Raw genomic sequence first — 18,988 nt, 5'->3', positions numbered from 1 at the left:
GTATTTTTCCACTCTATTAAAACAGAAAATCTGTGGCTAAAAACTGTGATGAACCTTGTTTGATCATCTCTTTCATCAGCGCTATTTGTTCAGTATTGTATTTACAAGCCACTAAGGTGGGAATAGAAAATTGCAGTAAGGCATCTTCCACCGACAAAGTGCCTTCGGCTGAGTTTTTCCGGCCGGTAAAAGGGAAACTATCCGGGCTGCGCTGGCATTGGCTGTTGATATTGATACGGCCCACCTGATTGGCAAATAGATCCACCAACTCACCTATTTGTTGCGCGTCCTGACCAAAGATACTCAGCTGCTGGCCAAAATCAGAATGAATCACATAATGGATCACTTCACTGATATCGTCATAAGGCACTACCGGCACTAAAGGTCCAAACTGCTCTTCCTGATACAACCTCATCTGGCTGTTGACCGGATATAGCAAAGCAGGACGCATTAACGAGCCTGCGCTTTGGCCACCTTCAGGGTTAATCACCTGTGCACCATGCTCTATAGCATCCGCTATTAAGCCTTGTAAAAAGTCGACTTTGCCAGGTTCAGGCAAAGGCGTAATCTGCACTTTGTCGGTCCAGGGTAACCCCAGCTGCAAGGCACTGATGGCGTCCGACAATTGCTGGACAAAAGCGTCTGCAATTGAACGCTGCACAAAAAAGATCTTTAACGCAGTGCAGCGCTGGCCATTAAAGGACAAAGCACCAGCTACAGCTTCTTTGATAGTTAAATTTAAATCAGCGCCCGGCAGTACTATGGCCGGGTTTTTGGCATCTAATCCAAGTACTGCACGCAGGCGATGTGGTCGTGGGTGCAGTTTTTTTAAATCACTGGCGCCTTTATTGGTGCCGATAAAAGCAAATAAGTCGACACTGCCACTTTCCATTAAAGCACCCACAGTTTCCCGACCACGGCCGTAAATCACGTTAATAACACCGGGCGGAAAAGACTCTGCAAAAGCTTTTAACAGCGGCTGGATTAACAACACACCGTATTTAGCAGGTTTAAAAATAACAGTGTTGCCCATGATCAAAGCCGGGATCAGAGTGGTAAAGGTTTCATTCAGCGGGTAGTTAAAAGGCCCCATACAAAGCGCCACACCCACAGCAACCCGGCGTATTTTGCCTAAAGTGCCCTGCTCTATCACAAAGTGACTGGCACTGCGGTCTTGCTGTTTTAAAGCCTGTATCGTATCGCGGATATAATCGCAGGTGCGGTCAAACTCTTTGGCTGCATCCGGCAAAGGTTTACCAATTTCCCACATTAATAAACGGATCACTGCGTCGCGTTGCAAAAGCATAGCGGCAAGGAATTTCTCCACCGCCACTACACGTTCCATCACGGCCATCGAAGGCCAGACGCCACGGCCTAAATCATAAGCTTTTAACGCAGCGTCTAATGCAGCTTTGGCGGCTGCTTCATCCATTAAAGGCGTTGCGCCTAATAAAGTGGGTGTCAGTTCACCTGCACTGTTGCGAAGCGCGACCGGGCTGTAGACAGGAGCTAAATCTCCCTGCCACTGGCAGAGGGTGCCATTGAGTAAATAGTCACGCTGCTCTATCGGACCTGTGAGTTGCCATTGGCTTGGGATCTCAGCAGGCGTTGGAAAATACAAAGACAGATCAGCAGACATGACAAATTTCCTTTTAGCTAAATGTACTCAAATTAAAACGACCGGAAAAACTACGGAATTGCTCTTTGGTCACAATAGCTCCGGTGTGTTCTACCACAAAGCTGGCCAAAGCAGCGGCATACTGGCAAGAGGCTAAAGGCGACAAGCCATTCAGACGACCTGACAAATAACCGCCATTAAAGGAATCTCCTGCGGCTGTGGTGTCTATCACTTTTTTAACAGGCACTGCAGGGCTCTGGAAACTCTTGCCATCGCTATAACCCAACACACCTGCCGGGCCATTTTTGACGATAATTTCTTTCACACCCAGCTTCTGTAGTTGCGCCAATACATCGGCGGCAGAGGTACTGCCGTACAGCACTTTATGGTCATCCAGCCCTGGCAAAGCTATATCTGACAACGCATAAGCCTGATCAAAATTAGCACGGCAAATTTCGGCATCAGGCCAGAGTGCGGGCCTGTAATTTGGATCAAATACGATTTGTACGCCCTGAGCTTTTAACTCTTTGATCAGCGCAAACAGATAGCTGCGATCATCCAGCGATAAAATCGCCAGACTAATACCAGAAAAATAAAATACATCTGCAGGTAATAATTGCGCCACTGAGCCCTGCTGACGAAACAAGGCCAGGCTTTGTTTGGCCGCTGAGCTGTCACGCCAATAGACAAAACTACGTTCGCCAAAACAGTCGGTATTGATCATATACAAGCCAGGGCGGGCTGTTTTGCTGCGCAACACCAAGGAGCTATCGAGTTTTTCCTGCTCCAGTTGGGCTATCAGTTTGTCACTAACTAAATCAGTGCCCACTGCGGATAAAAACTTCAGGTTCAGCTGCTGTGGTGCGCTGCGTTTGCAGTACACCGCAGTGTTGTAAACATCTCCGGCAAACGCCTGATGGTAAACGTTATCCACGAGCTGGAATAACTCGACCATACATTCGCCAAAAATTATCACTTGTTTCATGGATCAATCCTTAAGTTTTGCCTCAGGCAACGCAGCTATGCCGAACACGGCTTTGCTCTGCCACAGTCACAGACTGACGGGTCAATTCAGTAATGGCAGCCCAGTTTTGTTGTTGTACCAAATCTTTAGGTGACAACCAGGAACCACCAGCAACAAACACATTAGGTAGAGTCAAAAACTCTGCCAGATTATTCAGCTGCACACCACCTGTAGGGCAAAATTTAACCTGTTGAAAAATACCAGACAAAGCTTTCAGCATTTCTATGCCGCCAGCTAAATGCGCCGGGAAAAATTTTAATTCTGTTAAACCTAATTCCAGCGCCATCGCCATTTCAGAAGGCGTAGCCACACCTGGCGCTATGGCTAGTTCGGTATTGATCATAGCTTTGAGCAAATCAGGCGTACTGGCTGGACTGACCAAAAACTGCGCGCCCGCAGCTTTGGCATTCGTGGCATCTTTGGCCGACAAAATAGTACCGGCCCCAGTTAAAAGCTCTGGTACTTCAGCACGAATAGCGCTGATGCAATCCAATGCTGCAGCTGTGCGCAATACCACTTCCACAGCTGTGACTCCACCTTGTTGCATCGCTTTGGCAACTGCAACAGCCTGGGCTGGTTGATCGGCCTGAATGATAGGTAACAACAAGCCACCTTTGAGTAAGGAAGATAAAGAGGTCATTCAACGAGGTCCTGTAAAAAAGCGGCAACGTCAGTGCCTTTGAGTAATAAAAGTAAGGGGCAAAGCTGCTGGTAAGCAGTAGTTAATTCAGCTTTAAAAGCATCTGACTGCTGCAAGGCCGCGGGAAATACCTGACCCAGAGCTAAAAATAATGTGGTGTCAGTTTGTGCATCACCAGTACAAGCTGCAGCGCAATCCAATAAGCTTATGGCTAACGGATCAACCAAAGCCGTATCAGGTTGTTGCTGATAACGCAGCCGGATAAACAGCATCCAACTGGCCACCACCAGACTTAATAAGCGAATAGAGCGGCCGCTGGCTAAGTTATCCAAAATGATCGGAAATACCCGCATCGGCAATTTTTGTGAACCATCCCAGGCAATTTGAGCCAACAAATGCCGGATGGCCGGGTTGTCAAAACGCTGGAAAATATCGCCACTGTACTCTGCCGGGTTTAATTCGGCCGGTGCATGAAAAGAGCCAATAATTTCATCTTGTGCCAGCTTTTGCACAAAATTGCGCAGCTGTGTTTGCTGCATCGCATCAAACACAGTTTCCAAACCACATAAAGAGCCTAAATAAGCCAAAGCCGAATGGGGTGCGTTGAGTAACCGCAGTTTGGCTTTTTCAAAAGCTTTGACGTCCTGAGTGTAAGTCACACCCACCTGATGCCAGGCCGGTCTGTGGGCCGGCAGAATATCTTCAATCACCCACTGACAAAATTTTTCGCGTTTAATAGGCCAGTTGTCCTGATACCCCAGTTCTGCTGCCAGCTGTTTTGGCAATTCTTCATCTGTGGCAGGGGTTATGCTGTCGACCATAGTGCAAGGGCATAACAGTTGCTGTTCCAGCCAGTTGGCCAAAGCAGGTTGTTTTTGCCGGGCAAAAGTCAGCAGCGCATTACGTAATTTATGGCCATTGTCAGTCAGATTATCGCAGCTCAGCACGACAAAAGGAGGTACATTGGCAGCGAATCGCAAAGCCAACGCCTGCACTAATAAACCTATAGCAGAGCGGGCTTTGACGTTAGTTTCTAAATCATGCTGAATATCGGCATGAGTTAAATCCAGCTCACCCAAGGTATTTAAACAGTAACCTTTTTCTGTGATGGTTAAAGTCACATAACAGCTGGTTCGCGCAGCTAAACGCTGCAACACCTGCTCGTACTGCTCAGCCGCAACCAGCAGCTCACGAATAGACCCTACCAGCTGATATTCGGTTGTCTTATCCAGTAATACCAGACTGTATAAACCCTGCTGTGGTGTTAGAGCTTTGGCTAAATCGTTCGATCGCATCGACACTACAGAAATGCCCCAGTCACCGCCATATTTCAGCGCGAGGTCTGTGTACCAGGCCTGATGCGCGCGAAAAAAAGCGCCAGGGCCAATATGCACTATGCCAATGCCAGTAGTCGCTGGGTCATAAGCTGGCAGCTTCAATTTGCCTTGCAGCTGTTCCAGTAAAGCCGGCTCTAAACGAGGAATATCGATGCTCATTTTTTGTCCTTTTAATCCAGCTGATAAGCTTGTTTTACCAACTGATAGGTCAGCTGCTGTGCCAGTTCATGGGCTTCATCTTCGTTTAAGCGATGCTCAGCCACCAAACCTGCTAAAAAGCGACAATCAATGCGGCGTGCCACATCATGGCGGGCAGGAATAGACAAAAACGCACGGGTATCGTCGTTAAAGCCTACAGTGTTGTAAAAACCAGCGGTTTCAGTGACCTGATGCCTGAAACGCAACATACCTTCAGGGCTGTCATGGAACCACCAGGCAGGACCCAGTTTTAACGCCGGATAATGGCCAGCCAAAGGCGCCAGTTCACGGGCATAAGTAGTTTCATCCAGGGTGAACAGAATAATTTTCAAAGCGGCATTGTTACCGTATTTATCCAGCAGAGGCTTTAAGTTGCTGACAAATTCAGTCGGGCTTGGAATATCGGCGCCTTTGTCGGCACCAAAACGCTCAAAAATAGATGGGTTATGGTTACGAAACGCACCAGGGTGAATTTGCATCGTCATGCCATCTTCACTACTCATACCAGCCATTTCCGTCAGCATCTGGCCACGGAACAACTCGGTTTGCTCTTTGCTGGCAGTACCTGATAAACACAGCTGAAACAAAGCACTTGCTTCATGCTCTGATAAATTGGCTGTTTTGGCTGTTGGATGACCGTGATCTGTCGCCGTAGCGCCGTGGTCGCGGAAAAACTGTCGACGAATACGCAGCGCCTGTAAATAACCATGCCAGCTATGCGTGTCCTGACCTGTTTGTTCGGCCAGTTTTTTGATATTACTCAGAAAATCAGCACGGTCGGCGTCTATCACATCGTCAGGTCTGAAGGTGGTGATCACCCGTTTTTCATAACCTGTGCCTTTTAAGGCGGCATGGTGTTTTAACGAATTGACTGCGCCTTCGGTAGTGGCAATCAGTTCGATATTAAATTTGTCCAGCAAAGCACGGGGCTTAAATTCAGGTTTGACCAACTGCTCGTTAATACTGTCGTAATACAAATCGGCGGTATCGCTGTTTAATGCGTGCTCCAAACCAAAGACGTCATGGAATACGCTGTCGAGCCAAATGCGTGAAGGTGTGCCACGGAATAAATGATAATTTTTGGCAAAAGTGTGGAAAATTTTGCGGTAATCCGTTTCAACCGGCGTGCCGTCTTTAGTGCGGATCCCCAAAGATTCCAGCGAAATCCCCTGACTGTACAGCATGCGAAACACATAATGATCCGGCAGCAGCAGTAAGCTGGTGGCATTGTCAAAATTGGCATTGCTGGCAAACCAGCTTGGGTCTGTATGACCATGCGGACTGACAATAGGCAAGTCTTTAATGCCGGCATACAAACGTCGGGCTATGGCGCGAACTGTTGGATCGGCCGGAAATAATCTGTCTTGATCAAGTACTAAAGGTTTAAAGTTGGCCATATAAATTCCTTACAGGGTCACGCCATTTTTCCAAATGGCAATTTCTTTGTTGTCTGATAATTCATTTTGCGTGGGCTTACCTGAAGCTATATCGATCAGGTAGCGGAAAAACTGGTAAGAGAAATCCTGCGCATTCTGGCCTTGTTGCAACAAAGCGCCGGCATCAAAATCTATCCACTGAGGTTTACGTTTGGCTAAATCGCTGTTGGACGAAATTTTTACTGTAGGCACAGGAAACCCCAGCGGTGTGCCACGGCCTGTGGTAAACAAAAGCATTGTCGCGCCGCTGGCTGCTAAAGCAGTGGACGACACCGCATCATTGCCTGGGCCTTGCAGTAAAGTTAAGCCGTGTTGCTGCACTAAAGCGCCATAAGGGATCACTTGTGTCACTTTGGCTGAACCGCCTTTTTGAATGGCACCTAAGGATTTCTCTTCCAGCGTGGTTAAACCACCGGCTTTATTGCCCGGGCTTGGGTTTTCGTACACAGGCTGTTTGTTGTCGATAAAGTACTGTTTAAAGTCGTTCACCAAGCTGACTATGTCGGAAAACACCGCCTCGTTGACAGCACGGCTCATCAGCACTTGTTCGGCACCAAACATTTCAGGGGTTTCAGTCAGCACCACTTTGCCACCAGCAGCGCAAACTAAATCGGCAATACGGCCCACCAGCGGATTAGCAGTTAACCCACTTAAACCATCTGAGCCACCACATTTCATACCAACCACTAAATCGGACACAGGACAGGCAGTGCGTTGGTCCTGTTGCATCAGTTGAATAAGTTCTGCTGCGGCTTCCAGGCCTTGCTCTAATTCATCTTCCACTTGCTGAGCATTGAAAGAACGTAAACGGCTTTGATCCAACTCAGGGCAGGCTTTAAGTAGAGCCGCCAGTTGATTGTTTTCGCAGCCTAAACCCAGCACCAGCACAGCACCGGCATTGGGGTTTTGCATCAGCCCAGCCAATACGGCGCGGGTATGGTTTAAATCGTCACCCAACTGAGAGCAACCAAAAGGATGGGTATAAGCAAAGACACCGTCCGTTAAACCGGAGAACTGTTGATTGGCTTTTTCGGCAATTTTCATTGCAGCCCGATTGACACAACCCACAGTATTTAAGATCCACAGTTCGTTGCGGGTCCCCACTCTGCCATTGGCGCGACGATAGCCCATAAAATGCGTTGGCAATTCGGCTGGGAAAGCTAAATCTTCAGCGTTGCAGCCCTGATACTGGTAGTCAATTTGGTCGGACAATAAGGTTTTCAGATTATGTGAATGCACCCAACTGCCAGAGGGAATATCTTCTTGAGCGACTCCTATGGCGTAACCATATTTGATCACAGCTTCGCCTTTTTTAATCAACTTCAATGCCACTTTATGACCAGGCTGAATATCTTCTTTTGCCTGTACTTCGTGCCAGGGTTCAATTAAAGATTGGCCTGAAGCCAAAGGCTGCAACACCACCAACACATTATCGCGTGGATGCACCTGTAACAGGCTCAGCTGAATAGCCGCGGGGTCGGCAATATGTGGGCTACAACCTTTTGTTTGTTCTGTCATGTTTAACCTGCTAAATAGCTTGTCTATCGGTGGCAAATTGAATTTAAAAAAACACTAGCTGCTCTGCTTTAACAGAGCAGCAGTGAGTGCTTTACCATTCAGACTGACGTTTTCCAGTTTAAAATCACTGCTATGTTCTAATACACCTAAGCTTGCTTGCTCAAAGCTAACATCCGTCATCTGAATACCGCTGATACCAGCACGGGGTAAGCCACGAATTTCAAAAGCACGCTGGGCTTTTTTCACTCTGAAGTTACTGATCTTCAGATCTTTGACTTCAKGTAAAAAGTTGCCTGCATCCCCTTCTTCGTAATAGAAGTTGATCACAATGGCATCTTTCACTTCACCAATCTCAATATCGTCTACCGCAATTTGTTCAATTAAGCCGCCCCGCACTGAGTTGGTTTTAATGCGTAAACCCCGCTCCAGATCCGGGCTGCTCATGCGGCAACGGCGGGCAAATATTTGCTTAGCACCACCGGAGATTTCACTGCCAATCACTACACCACCGTGACCGGATTTCATCAGACAATCCTGAATAACCACTTGCTGTATAGGATTGGCTAAACGGCGGCCTTCCGCATTGCGGCCAGATTTCAAAGCGATGCAGTCATCCCCTGTGTCAAACAAACAGTTTTCGATCAGCACACGCTGACAGGATTCAGGGTCGCAGCCATCGGAATTGGGGCCAAAACTGACACAGTTCACACCCCGGATCACCACGTCTTTGCATAGCACAGGGTTGATCAGCCAAAAGGGTGAATTACGAATAGTGACGCCTTCAATCAATACCCTTTCACAGCCATAAGGCTGAATAAAAGGTGGCCTTAATCTGTTATTGTCCAGAAAACGTTTTTCAACCGGCACACCAGCTTCAGCCATAGCAAACAGCTGATCACGGCCTGGTTTTTGGTCCGTTGCAGGGTCCAGCTTCCATGGTGTATGTTTCCATACCCCTTTCCAGGGCCACCAGTTTTCACTACTGGCATTGCCTTCCAAAATACCTTCACCTGTCACCGCTATATTCTGTTGCTGATAAGCATAAATTAACGGTGAAAACCCCATCAGTTCCACCCCTTCCCAGCGGGTAAAGACTTCCGGTAAATAAGCTTGTGGGTCTGTGACAAAAGACAAGACTGCATTTTTTTGCAGATGTAAATTCACGTTGGATTTTAAATGCACAGGACCAGTGGACCAAACACCTTCAGGCACCACCACACGACCACCACCAGCTTCATGACAAGCGGCTATGGCTTTTTTAATAGCTAAATCACAACGTTGATTTTTTTCAGCACCAAAAGCAGTGATAACAAAATCCCGCTGTGCAAAGGATGTAAGTTTTATATCCCGCAGTATTTGTTCAGCCACAGCCCAGACAGGGTCCACAACTTTAGGTGCAGCAGCCGTCACTTTAAAACTTAACAAAGGTTGCAGTACCGCCGAAGCAGCACAAGCTTTGAGTAAAAAACGTTTTTTCAGATCAGGTATCAGCATTAGTTTTCCCTTTTTCTGCATAAAGCGATGGGTTTTCTTCTGCTTTATGCTTATTTAAAAAGCATAATAACGCATTTGCCACCGGTAGCAAGAGATTGACAAAAAATTTTGCCACCGATGGCAACTGGTCAGAGAACTTCAAAGGCAAGATTCCATTATTGAACCCAAAAGGCAGGGAAAAGCCTTAAACTCAGGCTGCACAGACGCGATTACGACCTTGTTGTTTGGCCTGATACAAAGCCTGATCGGCTAAAAACAGCAGTTGTTTAGCGTCATTCAGCTCGTCGCTGATGGCAATACCTATACTGACGGTAATACTGATACCTTCGGCTATATCCAGCCAGTCCAGTGCCATAATCTCCAGTCGTAACCGTTCACATACTAACTGTGCTTGTTCCAGACTGGTCGATGGCATCAGTAACGCAAACTCTTCGCCCCCCCAACGGGCAGCACAATCGACGGAGCGGGAGTGCTGACGGATTTTTTCTGCTATGGCCACTAATGCCAAATCACCGGCATTATGAGACCAGGTGTCGTTGATCTGTTTAAAGTGATCAATGTCGATAAAAGCCAAAGCCAACGACTGCTTTAATCGTTGTGAACGCATAAATTCTTTACTCAGCACCTCATCAAAAGCACGGCGATTAGCAAGCCCAGTCAAACCATCCTGCCTGGCTTGCAAAGCCAAAGCTAAAGTCTGCTGGTGTAACTGAGCCAACAAAGCTGATTTTTCTTCATCTGCAGCCTGCAGACTATTGGCTTTTTGCTGCAGTTCTGCCGTTTTTTCTGCAACCTGACGCTTTAAACGCTGCTCTGAATTGCGCAGGCTGGACATACGCCAATACAGCAGCAACAACAACACTGCTATGGTAAATAAGGTGCCCAACCACTGGAAATGACGGGTTTGCCACCAGTGTGGATGTTTAATCAGTTCTATGCGGGCAGCTTCACTCCAAGGACCACCCGAATTTGCTGCCTGCACCAAAAATTCATAACGACCCGGCGCCAGATTGGTGTATTCAGCAAAGTTCTGTTTGCCTCTGTCCAGCCAGTTAGCATCAAACCCAACTAAACGGCTGCGGTACTGAATACGTTCCGGCATCACATAACCTAAACCAGCGAAATGCAATTCCACCCTGTCACTGTCCGGTGGTAATTCAATGCTGCCACTGATTTTTTTCGCAACCCCATTCACCAGCAGCTCTTCCAGAACCACAGGAGGAATAGCTTCAGCAAATGCAGCCAAACGGCTGGGCTGCACCCGGCTGACACCTGAAGCAGTGGCAAACCATAAAGCGCCATCCGTTGCCATCATAGCAGCAGGGTTTGATCCACCATTGGCTTGCGCACTGAGCATGCCGTCACTTTCACCATACAAATCAAAGGAAATATTAGCTAAGGTGCCGTCCGCTACCGCATTCGCGTCCTGACGGTTGATACGTAAAATGCCTCTGTTGCTGCTCAACCAGAAGTTGCCATGCAAGTCCGCCTGCACCTGAAAAAATTTATCAAAAGGCATACCGGCTTTACGCCCTACCATTGCCAACTCTGCTGTATCTAATCGATAACGCACCAAGCCCCGGTCTGTCGCAAGCCATAGCAAGTTTTTGTCAGGTTGTTCATAAAAGTCAAAAGCATACTCGGCCTGATCTAAAACCGACAAAGGTAAAGGCTCAAACTTGCCATTCACCAGACGGGTGACACCAGTGCCAGTCCCCACCCACAACACATCCTTTGTTTTGTGCAGCGCTATCACAAAATCTGCAGGCAAGCCCTCGCGAGTGGTGTAACTGCGCATCTGCTGATGCTGATAATGGTTGAGTCCCTGCGCTGTCCCGAGCCAAATATCTCCATCAGTCAAAGGTAAAATGGCCCTGACTTCGTTGGACAATAAACCTGAATTGCGGTCCAGCAATTTGGTCAAGGTGCCATGGCTATAGTGAAAGACTCCTGAAGAGTAGGTTCCTATCAGCACATCTCCCTTTGGTGTTTCAGCTAAACTTAACACCGACTGCTCCGGCAACAGATTAGTTTCAGCAAGCAATCGGCCGTCTTTGTAACGCGCCACTCCACGCGCTGTGCCAATCCAGATACTGCCATCCGAATGCTGTAATACGGTGCGGACAAAATTATCTGGCAGGCCTTGTTCAGTACTTAAGGTCGTGAAAGGTGCATCCCGTAAACGGAACACTCCACCATTGGTACCGAGCCAGATGCTGTGTTCATTATCTTCATAGATTGCCAGCACCCTGTTATTCGGCATGCCGTGCTGCGCTGTCAGTTGCTCTAAACCATAATTACTCAGGCGAAACACGCCCTCTTCGACTGTGCCTATCCATAAATCCCCCTGATGATCGACTAATAATCTGGAGATGGCGGTTTGATGCAGTTCAGGCAGCACTAAGACAAAGTCGTTCTCTTGTTGCTGATACAAGCCACGTTCAGTACCGAGATAAAGTTTTCCCTGGTAATAAGCCAAAGCGAACACCGGAAGTTTTGGGCTACTGACCACAGTACTGAGTTTGCCCTGATGCAAATAAGCTAAGCCTTCGGCTGTGCCAATCCAGAGCCCTTGGTTATCATCATGCAGCAGGCTGTACAAGGTGTTGCTGGGTAAACCATGGTGCCGCGTCCATTGCTGGCGAGAGCCGTCCGTTTGCAAACAAAACAAACCTCCGCCTTCAGTACCCACCCATAGCTGTCCTTTGGCATCCCCTCTAACTTCATTGACTAAAGAAGATACGGCATCCACTGGACGCCATTGCTGATCCTGTAACAAAGCCAAACCACCACGGGATCCGCCAACGAGCAAACGCCCTTTGGGATCCAGATGCAAAGCCCGGATGCCAGAGTCTGGCAACCCGGTTTGTTGTTCACGGCCAAACACTTTAAATTCACGGCCATTGTAACGGGCGACACCTTCCCAGGTAGCAAACCAAAGGTAACCATCCGGAGTCTGACTAATACTGTTAATAGTGTTGTGGGGCAAGCCCTGGCGGGTATTCCAGCTTTCGCGAAAGTAATCCGTTAAAGCCGCTGTTGCGGCAGTGGCAGAAAATGGCAGAACCAAAAAAAGCTGTAGTAGAAGTACAGTGACTATGCCACTGAAGTTTTTGTTAGGTAATATTTTGATAAATTCTGCAAAAATAGACATCAGCGCCATCCCAGTCAAAAGATGGTTTCATTTTTTCTAATAAAGTTACCTTACTCTATTTTTTTGACCGGGAAAACTAAAAAACTATAAATTCATCTGAACTTATGAAGAAACTGCTGTTGCAACCTGGGCTGTGGATTCCCGCACAACCAGAGTCGGTGCAACTTTCGCTGCGACTTGTTGTGCTGCTTTATCGTTTTGTTCAATCACCATAATCATTTTGGTGGTCGCCAGCTGCGCCATTTGTCGTACCGGACGTCTGATTGTAGTTAAAGCAGGTATTACTCTGGACGCCAGTAAGTTGTCATCAAAACCAGCCACCGACAATTGCTGTGGAATAGCTATCCCCATTTGATGCGCTACTTTCAGCACGCCAGCGGCCATTTGATCGTTATTGGCAAAAATTGCTGTTGGTAAAGGGCTTTGGCTTAGCAAACTACGGGCACATTCAATACCGGTTTCATAGGTATTATTACCTTCCATAATGCGATCGGCTTTCAGGGCTATACCATAAGCAGATAAACCCAATTTAAACCCTTCCATCCGCTCAGTCGACGACTTATAACGCTGTGGACCGCTGATAAAAGCTATGTCCTGATGGCCTAACTGAGCAAAATAACGCGCCATTTCGGCAGCAGCAGAGCGGTCGTCCGACACCACTATATGCTGCGGTTCGTCTATTGCCACAGAAGTCAGGCGAACATAAGGCCGTCCTGCGTTTTTCAGCGCTTCAGCCAAAGACTCAAGTTCGGAAACCGGAGGTAACACAATGACACCATCGAGCTTGGATCTGTTGATGAAATTCAGACAATCCTGCACCAGAGTTTCGCTGCGATAACGGCAAGGATGCACCACCAGCTCGTAGCCCAGCGTAGAACAAATCTCCAGCACACCACGTTGCACATCATCCAGATACAAAGCATCCGGGTTGTCGTAAATTAAGCCTAATAAATACGAGCGGCTTGAGGCCAGGCCACGAGCCTGAGTGTTTGGCGAATAATTCAGTTCAGCGATAATTTTTTCGACCCGGACTCTGGTACTGTCTCCCACACTTAAAGAGCCATTAATCACCCGTGACACTGTGCGCTTGGACACACCAGCCAAACGGGCTACATCATTAATGGTCGAACTTTTTTGTATCATCCACTTGTCCTGTTATTTATCATTGGCCAGCAAAGCAGGCCTGTAGCACGCGAGACTAATATCGATAGCAGCTTGTTTTACGGCAGCAACCAACAAAGGTAGACGTTGTTTGCATAAAATACTGCTTAAACCTGTCACCCCAACAGAAGCAACCACTATGCCCTGCGCATTGCGGATAGGCACTGCAATACAGCGTACGTTGGCTTGATACTCCTGATCGTCCAGTGCATAACCCCGGCCCAAAACGCTTTGCAATTCTACCCGCAAGCGATTGAGATCGGTAATGCTTTGTGCTGTTCTGGCGCTCATTTGCTGCAACCCCGGTAAAGTAGCCAGTTGATCAAAGTAGTTAAAAGCCAAAAACACTTTGCCACCGGCAGAACAATGCAGATCCGCTAAAAAACCCGGTCTGGCTGCCAGATGGCTGGGATTTGGACTGTCACAGACTTCGGCTATTAAAGCACCATCGGGCCGAGGCAAAGCCAGGTGGCTGGTGAGTCCTGTACTGATCGTCAATTTATGCAGCACAGGCACAGCCAACTGATGCAAATGATGGTGCTGCAATAAATCCAGCCCCATCTTGTATAAACTGCTGCCCACCCGGTATTTTTTGCCCTCTTTGTACAACATTTGCTGCTGACAAAGGGTTTGTAAAATACGAAAAGCACTGGTTCTGGGTACCTGCAGTTGCTGTTCCAACTGGGATAAGGTTAAACCAGAACCTGATGCCGCCACTAACTCCATCATGCGGCAGGCATTGGCAAGATTTGGGATCAAATAACTGGTCATAACAGCTCCTATAGCCCAAACAGATTAGGCAAGAATTCACTGATGGCTGGCACATAAGTCACCAGCAATAACACCACCACCATAGCCAGATACATAGGTAGCAGCGGCTTGATCAATGCTTCCAGTTTGGTTTTGGCCACAGCACAAGCGACAAACAACACACTACCAACAGGAGGGGAAACTAAACCAATAGACAGGTTCAAAATCATCATAATGCCAAAGTGCAGCGGGCTCATACCCAGCTCCACCGCCACTGGCAGGAAGATAGGCGTGAAAATCAGCACTGCTGGCGTCATATCCATAAAGGCACCTACCACCAACAAAATAATGTTGATTAACAATAAAATCAGCAGCGGATTTTCACTTAAGGTCAGTAAACCCTGACTGACAGTTTGCGGAATGTTTTCGTAGGATAATATCCAGGACATGGCAGCAGAGGTGGCGATTAATGCCATCACTATGGCTGTAGTTTCAGCAGACTTCAGTAAAATAGCCGGCAGTTCTTTCACTTTCACTTCGCGATACACACAGACCGCAAGAATAAATGAATAAACCACTGCTATTGCACCAGCTTCAGTCGCAGTAAAAGCACCACTGATAATGCCGCCGATCACCAGCACTATCATCAACAAGCTAGGAATAGCTGCAGCCAGCTTTTTGAAGGTTAAAGACAAAGGCAAGCGGGCCGCCAGCGGATAACCTTTCATTTTGGCGTAGCCAGCACAAACCAGCATTAAAGCAGTACCTAACAAAATGCCCGGTAAATAACCAGCCACAAATAAAGCGGCAATAGACACACCACCACTGGCAATGGCGTAAACAATCATAATATTACTAGGGGGAATTAACATGCCTGTGGTCGCAGCCGCGGCAGTGACAGCAGCACTGTAGTTGACATCATAGCCCTGCTTTTTCATCTCAGGCACCATAAAGCTGCCTATAGCAGAAGTCGCAGCAACTGCCGAACCTGAGATAGCGCCAAATAACATACAGGACAATACATTCACCAGCGCCAAGCCACCTGGCAAGCTGCCGACCAAAGCCATAGCTGCTTCAATTAATCGTTTGGCGATACCGCCCCGCCCCATCAAGAGTCCTGATAACACAAAAAACGGGATAGCCAGTAAGGCAAAGCTATTTAAACCACCCGCCATCCGCTGCGCCAGGGTAGTGACAGCTGGCAGCAAATCCATCGACAGCAACATGGTGCATAAAGTGGCTAAACCAATACAAAATGAAATAGGTACATTCAGTAACAACAAGGTAAAAAATACAGAGATTAAAATAAGTACAGACCATTCCATTATTCAGCCTCCTCTGCCGGGACTAATTGAATCTTTTCCGCCAGACAACGTAGCTGACATACCCCATAAAAAGCGATCAAGAGCCCGGCTAAAGGCAAGACCATATAGATCCAGGCCATGCGGATACCCAGTGCTGCTGACATTTGGTTCAGCTCCCAGGTGAGCCACACCAGTTCACCACCGCCCCACACCATCACTATGGACGCAAACACCACCACAGCAGCAGTTAACACAAAAGCGATACGGTGCTGCCACAAAGATGGCATCCGGCTGGTGACTATATCCAGACCTAAATGCTGGCCTGTCCGGTAGGCATAAGCTGCGCCTAACATGGCAATCCACAATAATAAACAACGGGCAATTTCTTCGGTCATTGAACTGGGATTGGTCAGTAAAAAACGTGACAACACTTGCCAGCACACCACCAGCACTATGGTGGCCATCAGCAGCATTAAACTGCGCTTTAACAACCAATCTACCCACAACACTAATTTAGTCATTGGACGCTCCTGCTGTTTCAGCCTGGATCAACGCAATTTCCGCCATCAAATCGCCCACTTCCGTGCCTTGCAGCGATTGATGCAGTGGCTGTACTGCTTCGGCAAAAGCGGCTTTGTCCGGATAAATCACTTCCACACCAGCAGCTTTGACTTTCGCTAAGGCATCATCACTGGCCTCTTGCCACAACTCGCGCTGATAACGCACTGAATCATTCATGGCTTGTTGCACCCAGCCTTGCTGCTGCGCATTCAGGCTTTTCCAGACAGGTAAACTTATTAAAATCACGTCTGGCACTGAAGTGTGTTCGTCCAGACTGTAGTATTTGGATAATTCGTAATGACGGGATAAATAGAAACTAGGCGGATTGTTTTCAGCACCATCCACTACACCTTGCTGTAATGCGGTATAGAGCTCACCCCAGTCAACAGGAGTCGCAGCGCCACCTAAGGTTTGCACCATCTGCACTGCAGTTTGGCTATTAGGCACCCGGAACTTTAAACCTTTTAAATCAGAAGGCTGATGCACAGCTTTGTTGGTGGTATAAAAACTGCGGCTGCCCGCGTCGTAATAACCTAAACCATGCAAGCGGGCGTTTTGCATCGAATTGAGTAAATCCTGGCCTATGGGACCATTCAGTACAGCCCATAAATGCGCACTGTCTCTGAACACATAAGGCACACTGAATACTTGCATCTTAGGCACAAAACCTTCCAGCGGACTGGCCGACACTTTCGTTAAAGCCAGGCTGCCAATCTGCAGCAGTTCAATCAGCTCACGTTCTGAACCAAGCTGCCCACCACTGTAAATCTGAATATGCATCTGGCCTTTGGAGTAGTGTTCCAGCCGTTCTGCCATATGGACCATAGCTTTGTGAACCACATGCTCCTGATCCAGTGAATGGCCCATGCGTAAGGTGATCTGCTCTTGCTGGCGCTGACAACCTGTAGTGAATAGCAGAGTCGCCAAACCGCAGCACAGCAATACGCCGCGCAGTGAAAAAGATTTCATCGTCTAACCTGCCTGTTTTGCATTTTTATAATAAGTCAGCGCTCGTAAGGCTGGCGCTGTCGAAGGGCACACTGTCTATTGCAGTGATTGCTGCCCTGTTTTACTAAGCTATTACTGATAAACGAAGCCCTCCCCAGGGCTTCGTGGTCCTTATCTCAATTGATCAGGGCCAAATTTATCCATATCGTGATAATCCAGATTTTCACCAGCCATACCCCAGATAAAGGCGTAGCTGCCTGTACCCACACCACTGTGAATAGACCAGGGTGGAGAGACCACAGCTTGATCATTGCCCATCCACAAATGGCGGGTCTCTTTAGGCTCGCCCATAAAGTGGCACACAGCCTGGCCTGGGGTCAGATCAAAATAGAAATAGGCTTCCATCCGCCTGTCATGCTGATGCGCAGGCATGGTGTTCCAGACACTACCCTGACTCAACACTGTTAAGCCCATTTGCAACTGACAGGTTTGCACTACTTCTTTAATCATCAACTGATAAATAATGCGCTCGTTACTGGTGGCTAAAGCGCCCATCTCTAGCTTTTTACAATCGGCCATCCGCACATGCTGGACCGGATAAGCATGATGTGCAGGAGTGGAGTTTAGATAGAATTTGGCCGGAGTTTCGCTGTTTACACTATGGAAACTGACATTTTTACAGCCCATACCGACATACAACGCCTCTTTGTTCGCCAGCTCGTATTTGTTGCCATCGACTTCCACATACCCAGTGCCACCGACATTGATCACACCCAGTTCACGGCGTTGCAGAAAATACTCAGCTTTCAGCGCGTCCACTGTTTGCAACAGGACGGGAGCCTGAACAGGCACAGCACTGCCAACAATCAAACGTTCGTAGTGGGTGTAACACAACACTAGTTGATCGGCCTGCATCAGGTTGTCGATCAGAAAGTTTTGCCGTAGCTTTTCGGTGTCGTAGTGTTTGACATCCAAGGGTGCTGTGGCAAAACGGTTTTCAAAAATTACGTTCATTTTATTCTCCTGCTATGGCAAGCCTTAACGGGCCAGCCAGCCTCCATCTACAGCCAACACATGGCCATTGACATAATTACTGGCGCTGCTTGCTAAAAACACAGCTGCGCCTGCTAAATCTTCAGGTTCTCCCCAGCGCCCAGATGGGATCCGCGCCAGAATAGCCTGATTGCGAACCTGATCTTGCTGTAAGGCAAAAGTGTTGTCGGTTCGGAAATAACCCGGAGCTATCGCATTGATATTTAAACCAGAAGCGGCCCATTCATTCGCCAAAGCTTTGGTTAACCCTGTGATGGCATGTTTACTGGCGGTGTAAGCTGGCACGGTAATTCCACCGCTGTAGGACAACATAGAAGCAATATTGATAATTTTGCCCTTGCCACGTTGAAGCATTTCAGCGCCAAGCAACTGGCTGAGTAAAAATGCCGAATCCAAATTGACCCGCATCACCGTCTGCCACTCTTCCATCGGGTAATCCACAGCAGGAGCACGGAAAATAGTGCCTCCGCAGTTCACCAGAATATGTACTTCGCCCAATGCCAAAGCACTTTGTGCCAGTGCACGCACCTGTTCCAAATCAGACAAATCAGCAGCCAGCGCAAAAGCCTGCCCACCTTCAGCTTTAATCTGATTGGCTGTGGCGCTGGCTCCGTCTAATTGAGAGCTGCAACAAATCACTGAAGCGCCGGCTTGCGCCAATGCCTGTGCAATAGCTTTGCCCAAGCCACGACTGGCACCTGTAACTAAAGCTGTTTGCCCTTGTAACGAAAATAAAGCCGACATTGTTTGACTCCTTTTTTGTCTGAAGCACTGCATTTTTTTACTGCATGG

16 protein-coding genes are annotated in these 18,988 nt (G+C 47.9%); all 16 read right to left on the bottom strand.

Features of this window, described 5'->3' with window-relative positions; all coding sequences use genetic code 11:
- Nucleotides 1-16: 16 nt before the first annotated feature.
- The gene (locus P3C17_RS02775) at nt 17-1,639 is read right to left on the bottom strand and encodes an NADP-dependent glyceraldehyde-3-phosphate dehydrogenase (RefSeq protein WP_300927997.1); all 1,623 of its coding nucleotides are present in this window, start codon (nt 1,637-1,639) and stop codon (nt 17-19) included.
- Between the two features lie 13 nt (nt 1,640-1,652).
- Nucleotides 1,653-2,603 (bottom strand): sugar kinase, encoded by a 951-nt coding sequence (locus P3C17_RS02770; RefSeq protein WP_300927996.1) that lies wholly within the window; start codon nt 2,601-2,603, stop codon nt 1,653-1,655.
- Nucleotides 2,604-2,625: 22 nt separating this feature from the next.
- Entirely contained in the window at nt 2,626-3,282 is a 657-nt protein-coding gene (gene eda, locus P3C17_RS02765) for a bifunctional 4-hydroxy-2-oxoglutarate aldolase/2-dehydro-3-deoxy-phosphogluconate aldolase (protein WP_300927995.1), read from the bottom strand.
- A complete protein-coding gene (locus P3C17_RS02760) occupies nt 3,279-4,778 on the bottom strand; it encodes a mannitol dehydrogenase family protein (protein ID WP_300927994.1) in 1,500 nt (499 codons plus the stop codon). Before P3C17_RS02760 ends, eda begins: the two co-directional genes overlap by 4 nt.
- Nucleotides 4,779-4,789: 11 nt before the next feature.
- Nucleotides 4,790-6,214 (bottom strand): glucuronate isomerase, encoded by a 1,425-nt coding sequence (uxaC, locus tag P3C17_RS02755; RefSeq protein WP_300927993.1) that lies wholly within the window; start codon nt 6,212-6,214, stop codon nt 4,790-4,792.
- Nucleotides 6,215-6,223: 9 nt separating this feature from the next.
- The gene (locus P3C17_RS02750) at nt 6,224-7,771 is read right to left on the bottom strand and encodes an altronate dehydratase family protein (RefSeq protein ID WP_300927992.1); all 1,548 of its coding nucleotides are present in this window, start codon (nt 7,769-7,771) and stop codon (nt 6,224-6,226) included.
- Between the two features lie 54 nt (nt 7,772-7,825).
- Nucleotides 7,826-9,265, bottom strand: a complete 1,440-nt coding sequence (locus P3C17_RS02745; RefSeq protein WP_300927991.1) for a glycoside hydrolase family 28 protein — start codon at nt 9,263-9,265, stop codon at nt 7,826-7,828.
- A complete protein-coding gene (locus tag P3C17_RS02740; protein ID WP_300927990.1) occupies nt 9,252-9,407 on the bottom strand; it encodes a hypothetical protein in 156 nt (51 codons plus the stop codon). Before P3C17_RS02740 ends, P3C17_RS02745 begins: the two co-directional genes overlap by 14 nt.
- A 48-nt stretch (nt 9,408-9,455) precedes the next feature.
- Entirely contained in the window at nt 9,456-12,419 is a 2,964-nt protein-coding gene (locus P3C17_RS02735; protein WP_300927989.1) for a two-component regulator propeller domain-containing protein, read from the bottom strand.
- Between the two features lie 102 nt (nt 12,420-12,521).
- Complete coding sequence (locus P3C17_RS02730; RefSeq protein ID WP_300927988.1) at nt 12,522-13,562, bottom strand: LacI family DNA-binding transcriptional regulator; 1,041 nt, start codon at nt 13,560-13,562, stop codon at nt 12,522-12,524.
- Nucleotides 13,563-13,574: 12 nt separating this feature from the next.
- A complete protein-coding gene (locus tag P3C17_RS02725; protein WP_300927987.1) occupies nt 13,575-14,351 on the bottom strand; it encodes an IclR family transcriptional regulator in 777 nt (258 codons plus the stop codon).
- 8 nt (nt 14,352-14,359) lie between these two features.
- Nucleotides 14,360-15,655: a TRAP transporter large permease gene (locus tag P3C17_RS02720; RefSeq protein WP_300927986.1), complete on the bottom strand. Its 1,296-nt coding sequence runs from the start codon at nt 15,653-15,655 to the stop codon at nt 14,360-14,362.
- Nucleotides 15,655-16,155, bottom strand: a complete 501-nt coding sequence (locus tag P3C17_RS02715) for a TRAP transporter small permease (RefSeq protein WP_300927985.1) — start codon at nt 16,153-16,155, stop codon at nt 15,655-15,657. The genes P3C17_RS02720 and P3C17_RS02715 overlap by 1 nt, the downstream gene beginning before the upstream one ends.
- On the bottom strand, nt 16,148-17,164 hold the full coding sequence (locus P3C17_RS02710) for a TRAP transporter substrate-binding protein (RefSeq protein ID WP_300927984.1): 1,017 nt from the start codon (nt 17,162-17,164) through the stop codon (nt 16,148-16,150). Before P3C17_RS02710 ends, P3C17_RS02715 begins: the two co-directional genes overlap by 8 nt.
- Nucleotides 17,165-17,314: 150 nt before the next feature.
- A complete protein-coding gene (kduI, locus tag P3C17_RS02705) occupies nt 17,315-18,157 on the bottom strand; it encodes a 5-dehydro-4-deoxy-D-glucuronate isomerase (protein WP_300927983.1) in 843 nt (280 codons plus the stop codon).
- Between the two features lie 24 nt (nt 18,158-18,181).
- Nucleotides 18,182-18,940, bottom strand: coding sequence for an SDR family oxidoreductase (locus P3C17_RS02700; RefSeq protein ID WP_300927982.1), 759 nt, complete (start codon nt 18,938-18,940; stop codon nt 18,182-18,184).
- Nucleotides 18,941-18,988 lie beyond the last annotated feature (48 nt).

Source organism: Rheinheimera sp. 1928-s, assembly GCF_029269265.1.
Classification (GTDB): Bacteria; Pseudomonadota; Gammaproteobacteria; order Enterobacterales; family Alteromonadaceae; genus Pararheinheimera.
Note: the sequence above shows the minus strand (reverse complement) of the source record. Positions and strands in the feature narration are given on the sequence as shown.

Bases quoted from the DNA above. Each gene is read 5' to 3' on its own strand.
- P3C17_RS02775 (WP_300927997.1), bottom strand. From the start codon at position 1,639: ATGTCTGCTGATCTGTCTTTGTATTTTCCAACGCCTGCTGAGATCCCA.
- P3C17_RS02770 (WP_300927996.1), bottom strand. From the start codon at position 2,603: ATGAAACAAGTGATAATTTTTGGCGAATGTATGGTCGAGTTATTCCAG.
- eda (WP_300927995.1), bottom strand. From the start codon at position 3,282: ATGACCTCTTTATCTTCCTTACTCAAAGGTGGCTTGTTGTTACCTATC.
- P3C17_RS02760 (WP_300927994.1), bottom strand. From the start codon at position 4,778: ATGAGCATCGATATTCCTCGTTTAGAGCCGGCTTTACTGGAACAGCTG.
- uxaC (WP_300927993.1), bottom strand. From the start codon at position 6,214: ATGGCCAACTTTAAACCTTTAGTACTTGATCAAGACAGATTATTTCCG.
- P3C17_RS02750 (WP_300927992.1), bottom strand. From the start codon at position 7,771: ATGACAGAACAAACAAAAGGTTGTAGCCCACATATTGCCGACCCCGCG.
- P3C17_RS02735 (WP_300927989.1), bottom strand. From the start codon at position 12,419: ATGTCTATTTTTGCAGAATTTATCAAAATATTACCTAACAAAAACTTC.
- P3C17_RS02730 (WP_300927988.1), bottom strand. From the start codon at position 13,562: ATGATACAAAAAAGTTCGACCATTAATGATGTAGCCCGTTTGGCTGGT.
- P3C17_RS02725 (WP_300927987.1), bottom strand. From the start codon at position 14,351: ATGACCAGTTATTTGATCCCAAATCTTGCCAATGCCTGCCGCATGATG.
- P3C17_RS02720 (WP_300927986.1), bottom strand. From the start codon at position 15,655: ATGGAATGGTCTGTACTTATTTTAATCTCTGTATTTTTTACCTTGTTG.
- P3C17_RS02715 (WP_300927985.1), bottom strand. From the start codon at position 16,155: ATGACTAAATTAGTGTTGTGGGTAGATTGGTTGTTAAAGCGCAGTTTA.
- P3C17_RS02710 (WP_300927984.1), bottom strand. From the start codon at position 17,164: ATGAAATCTTTTTCACTGCGCGGCGTATTGCTGTGCTGCGGTTTGGCG.
- kduI (WP_300927983.1), bottom strand. From the start codon at position 18,157: ATGAACGTAATTTTTGAAAACCGTTTTGCCACAGCACCCTTGGATGTC.
- P3C17_RS02700 (WP_300927982.1), bottom strand. From the start codon at position 18,940: ATGTCGGCTTTATTTTCGTTACAAGGGCAAACAGCTTTAGTTACAGGT.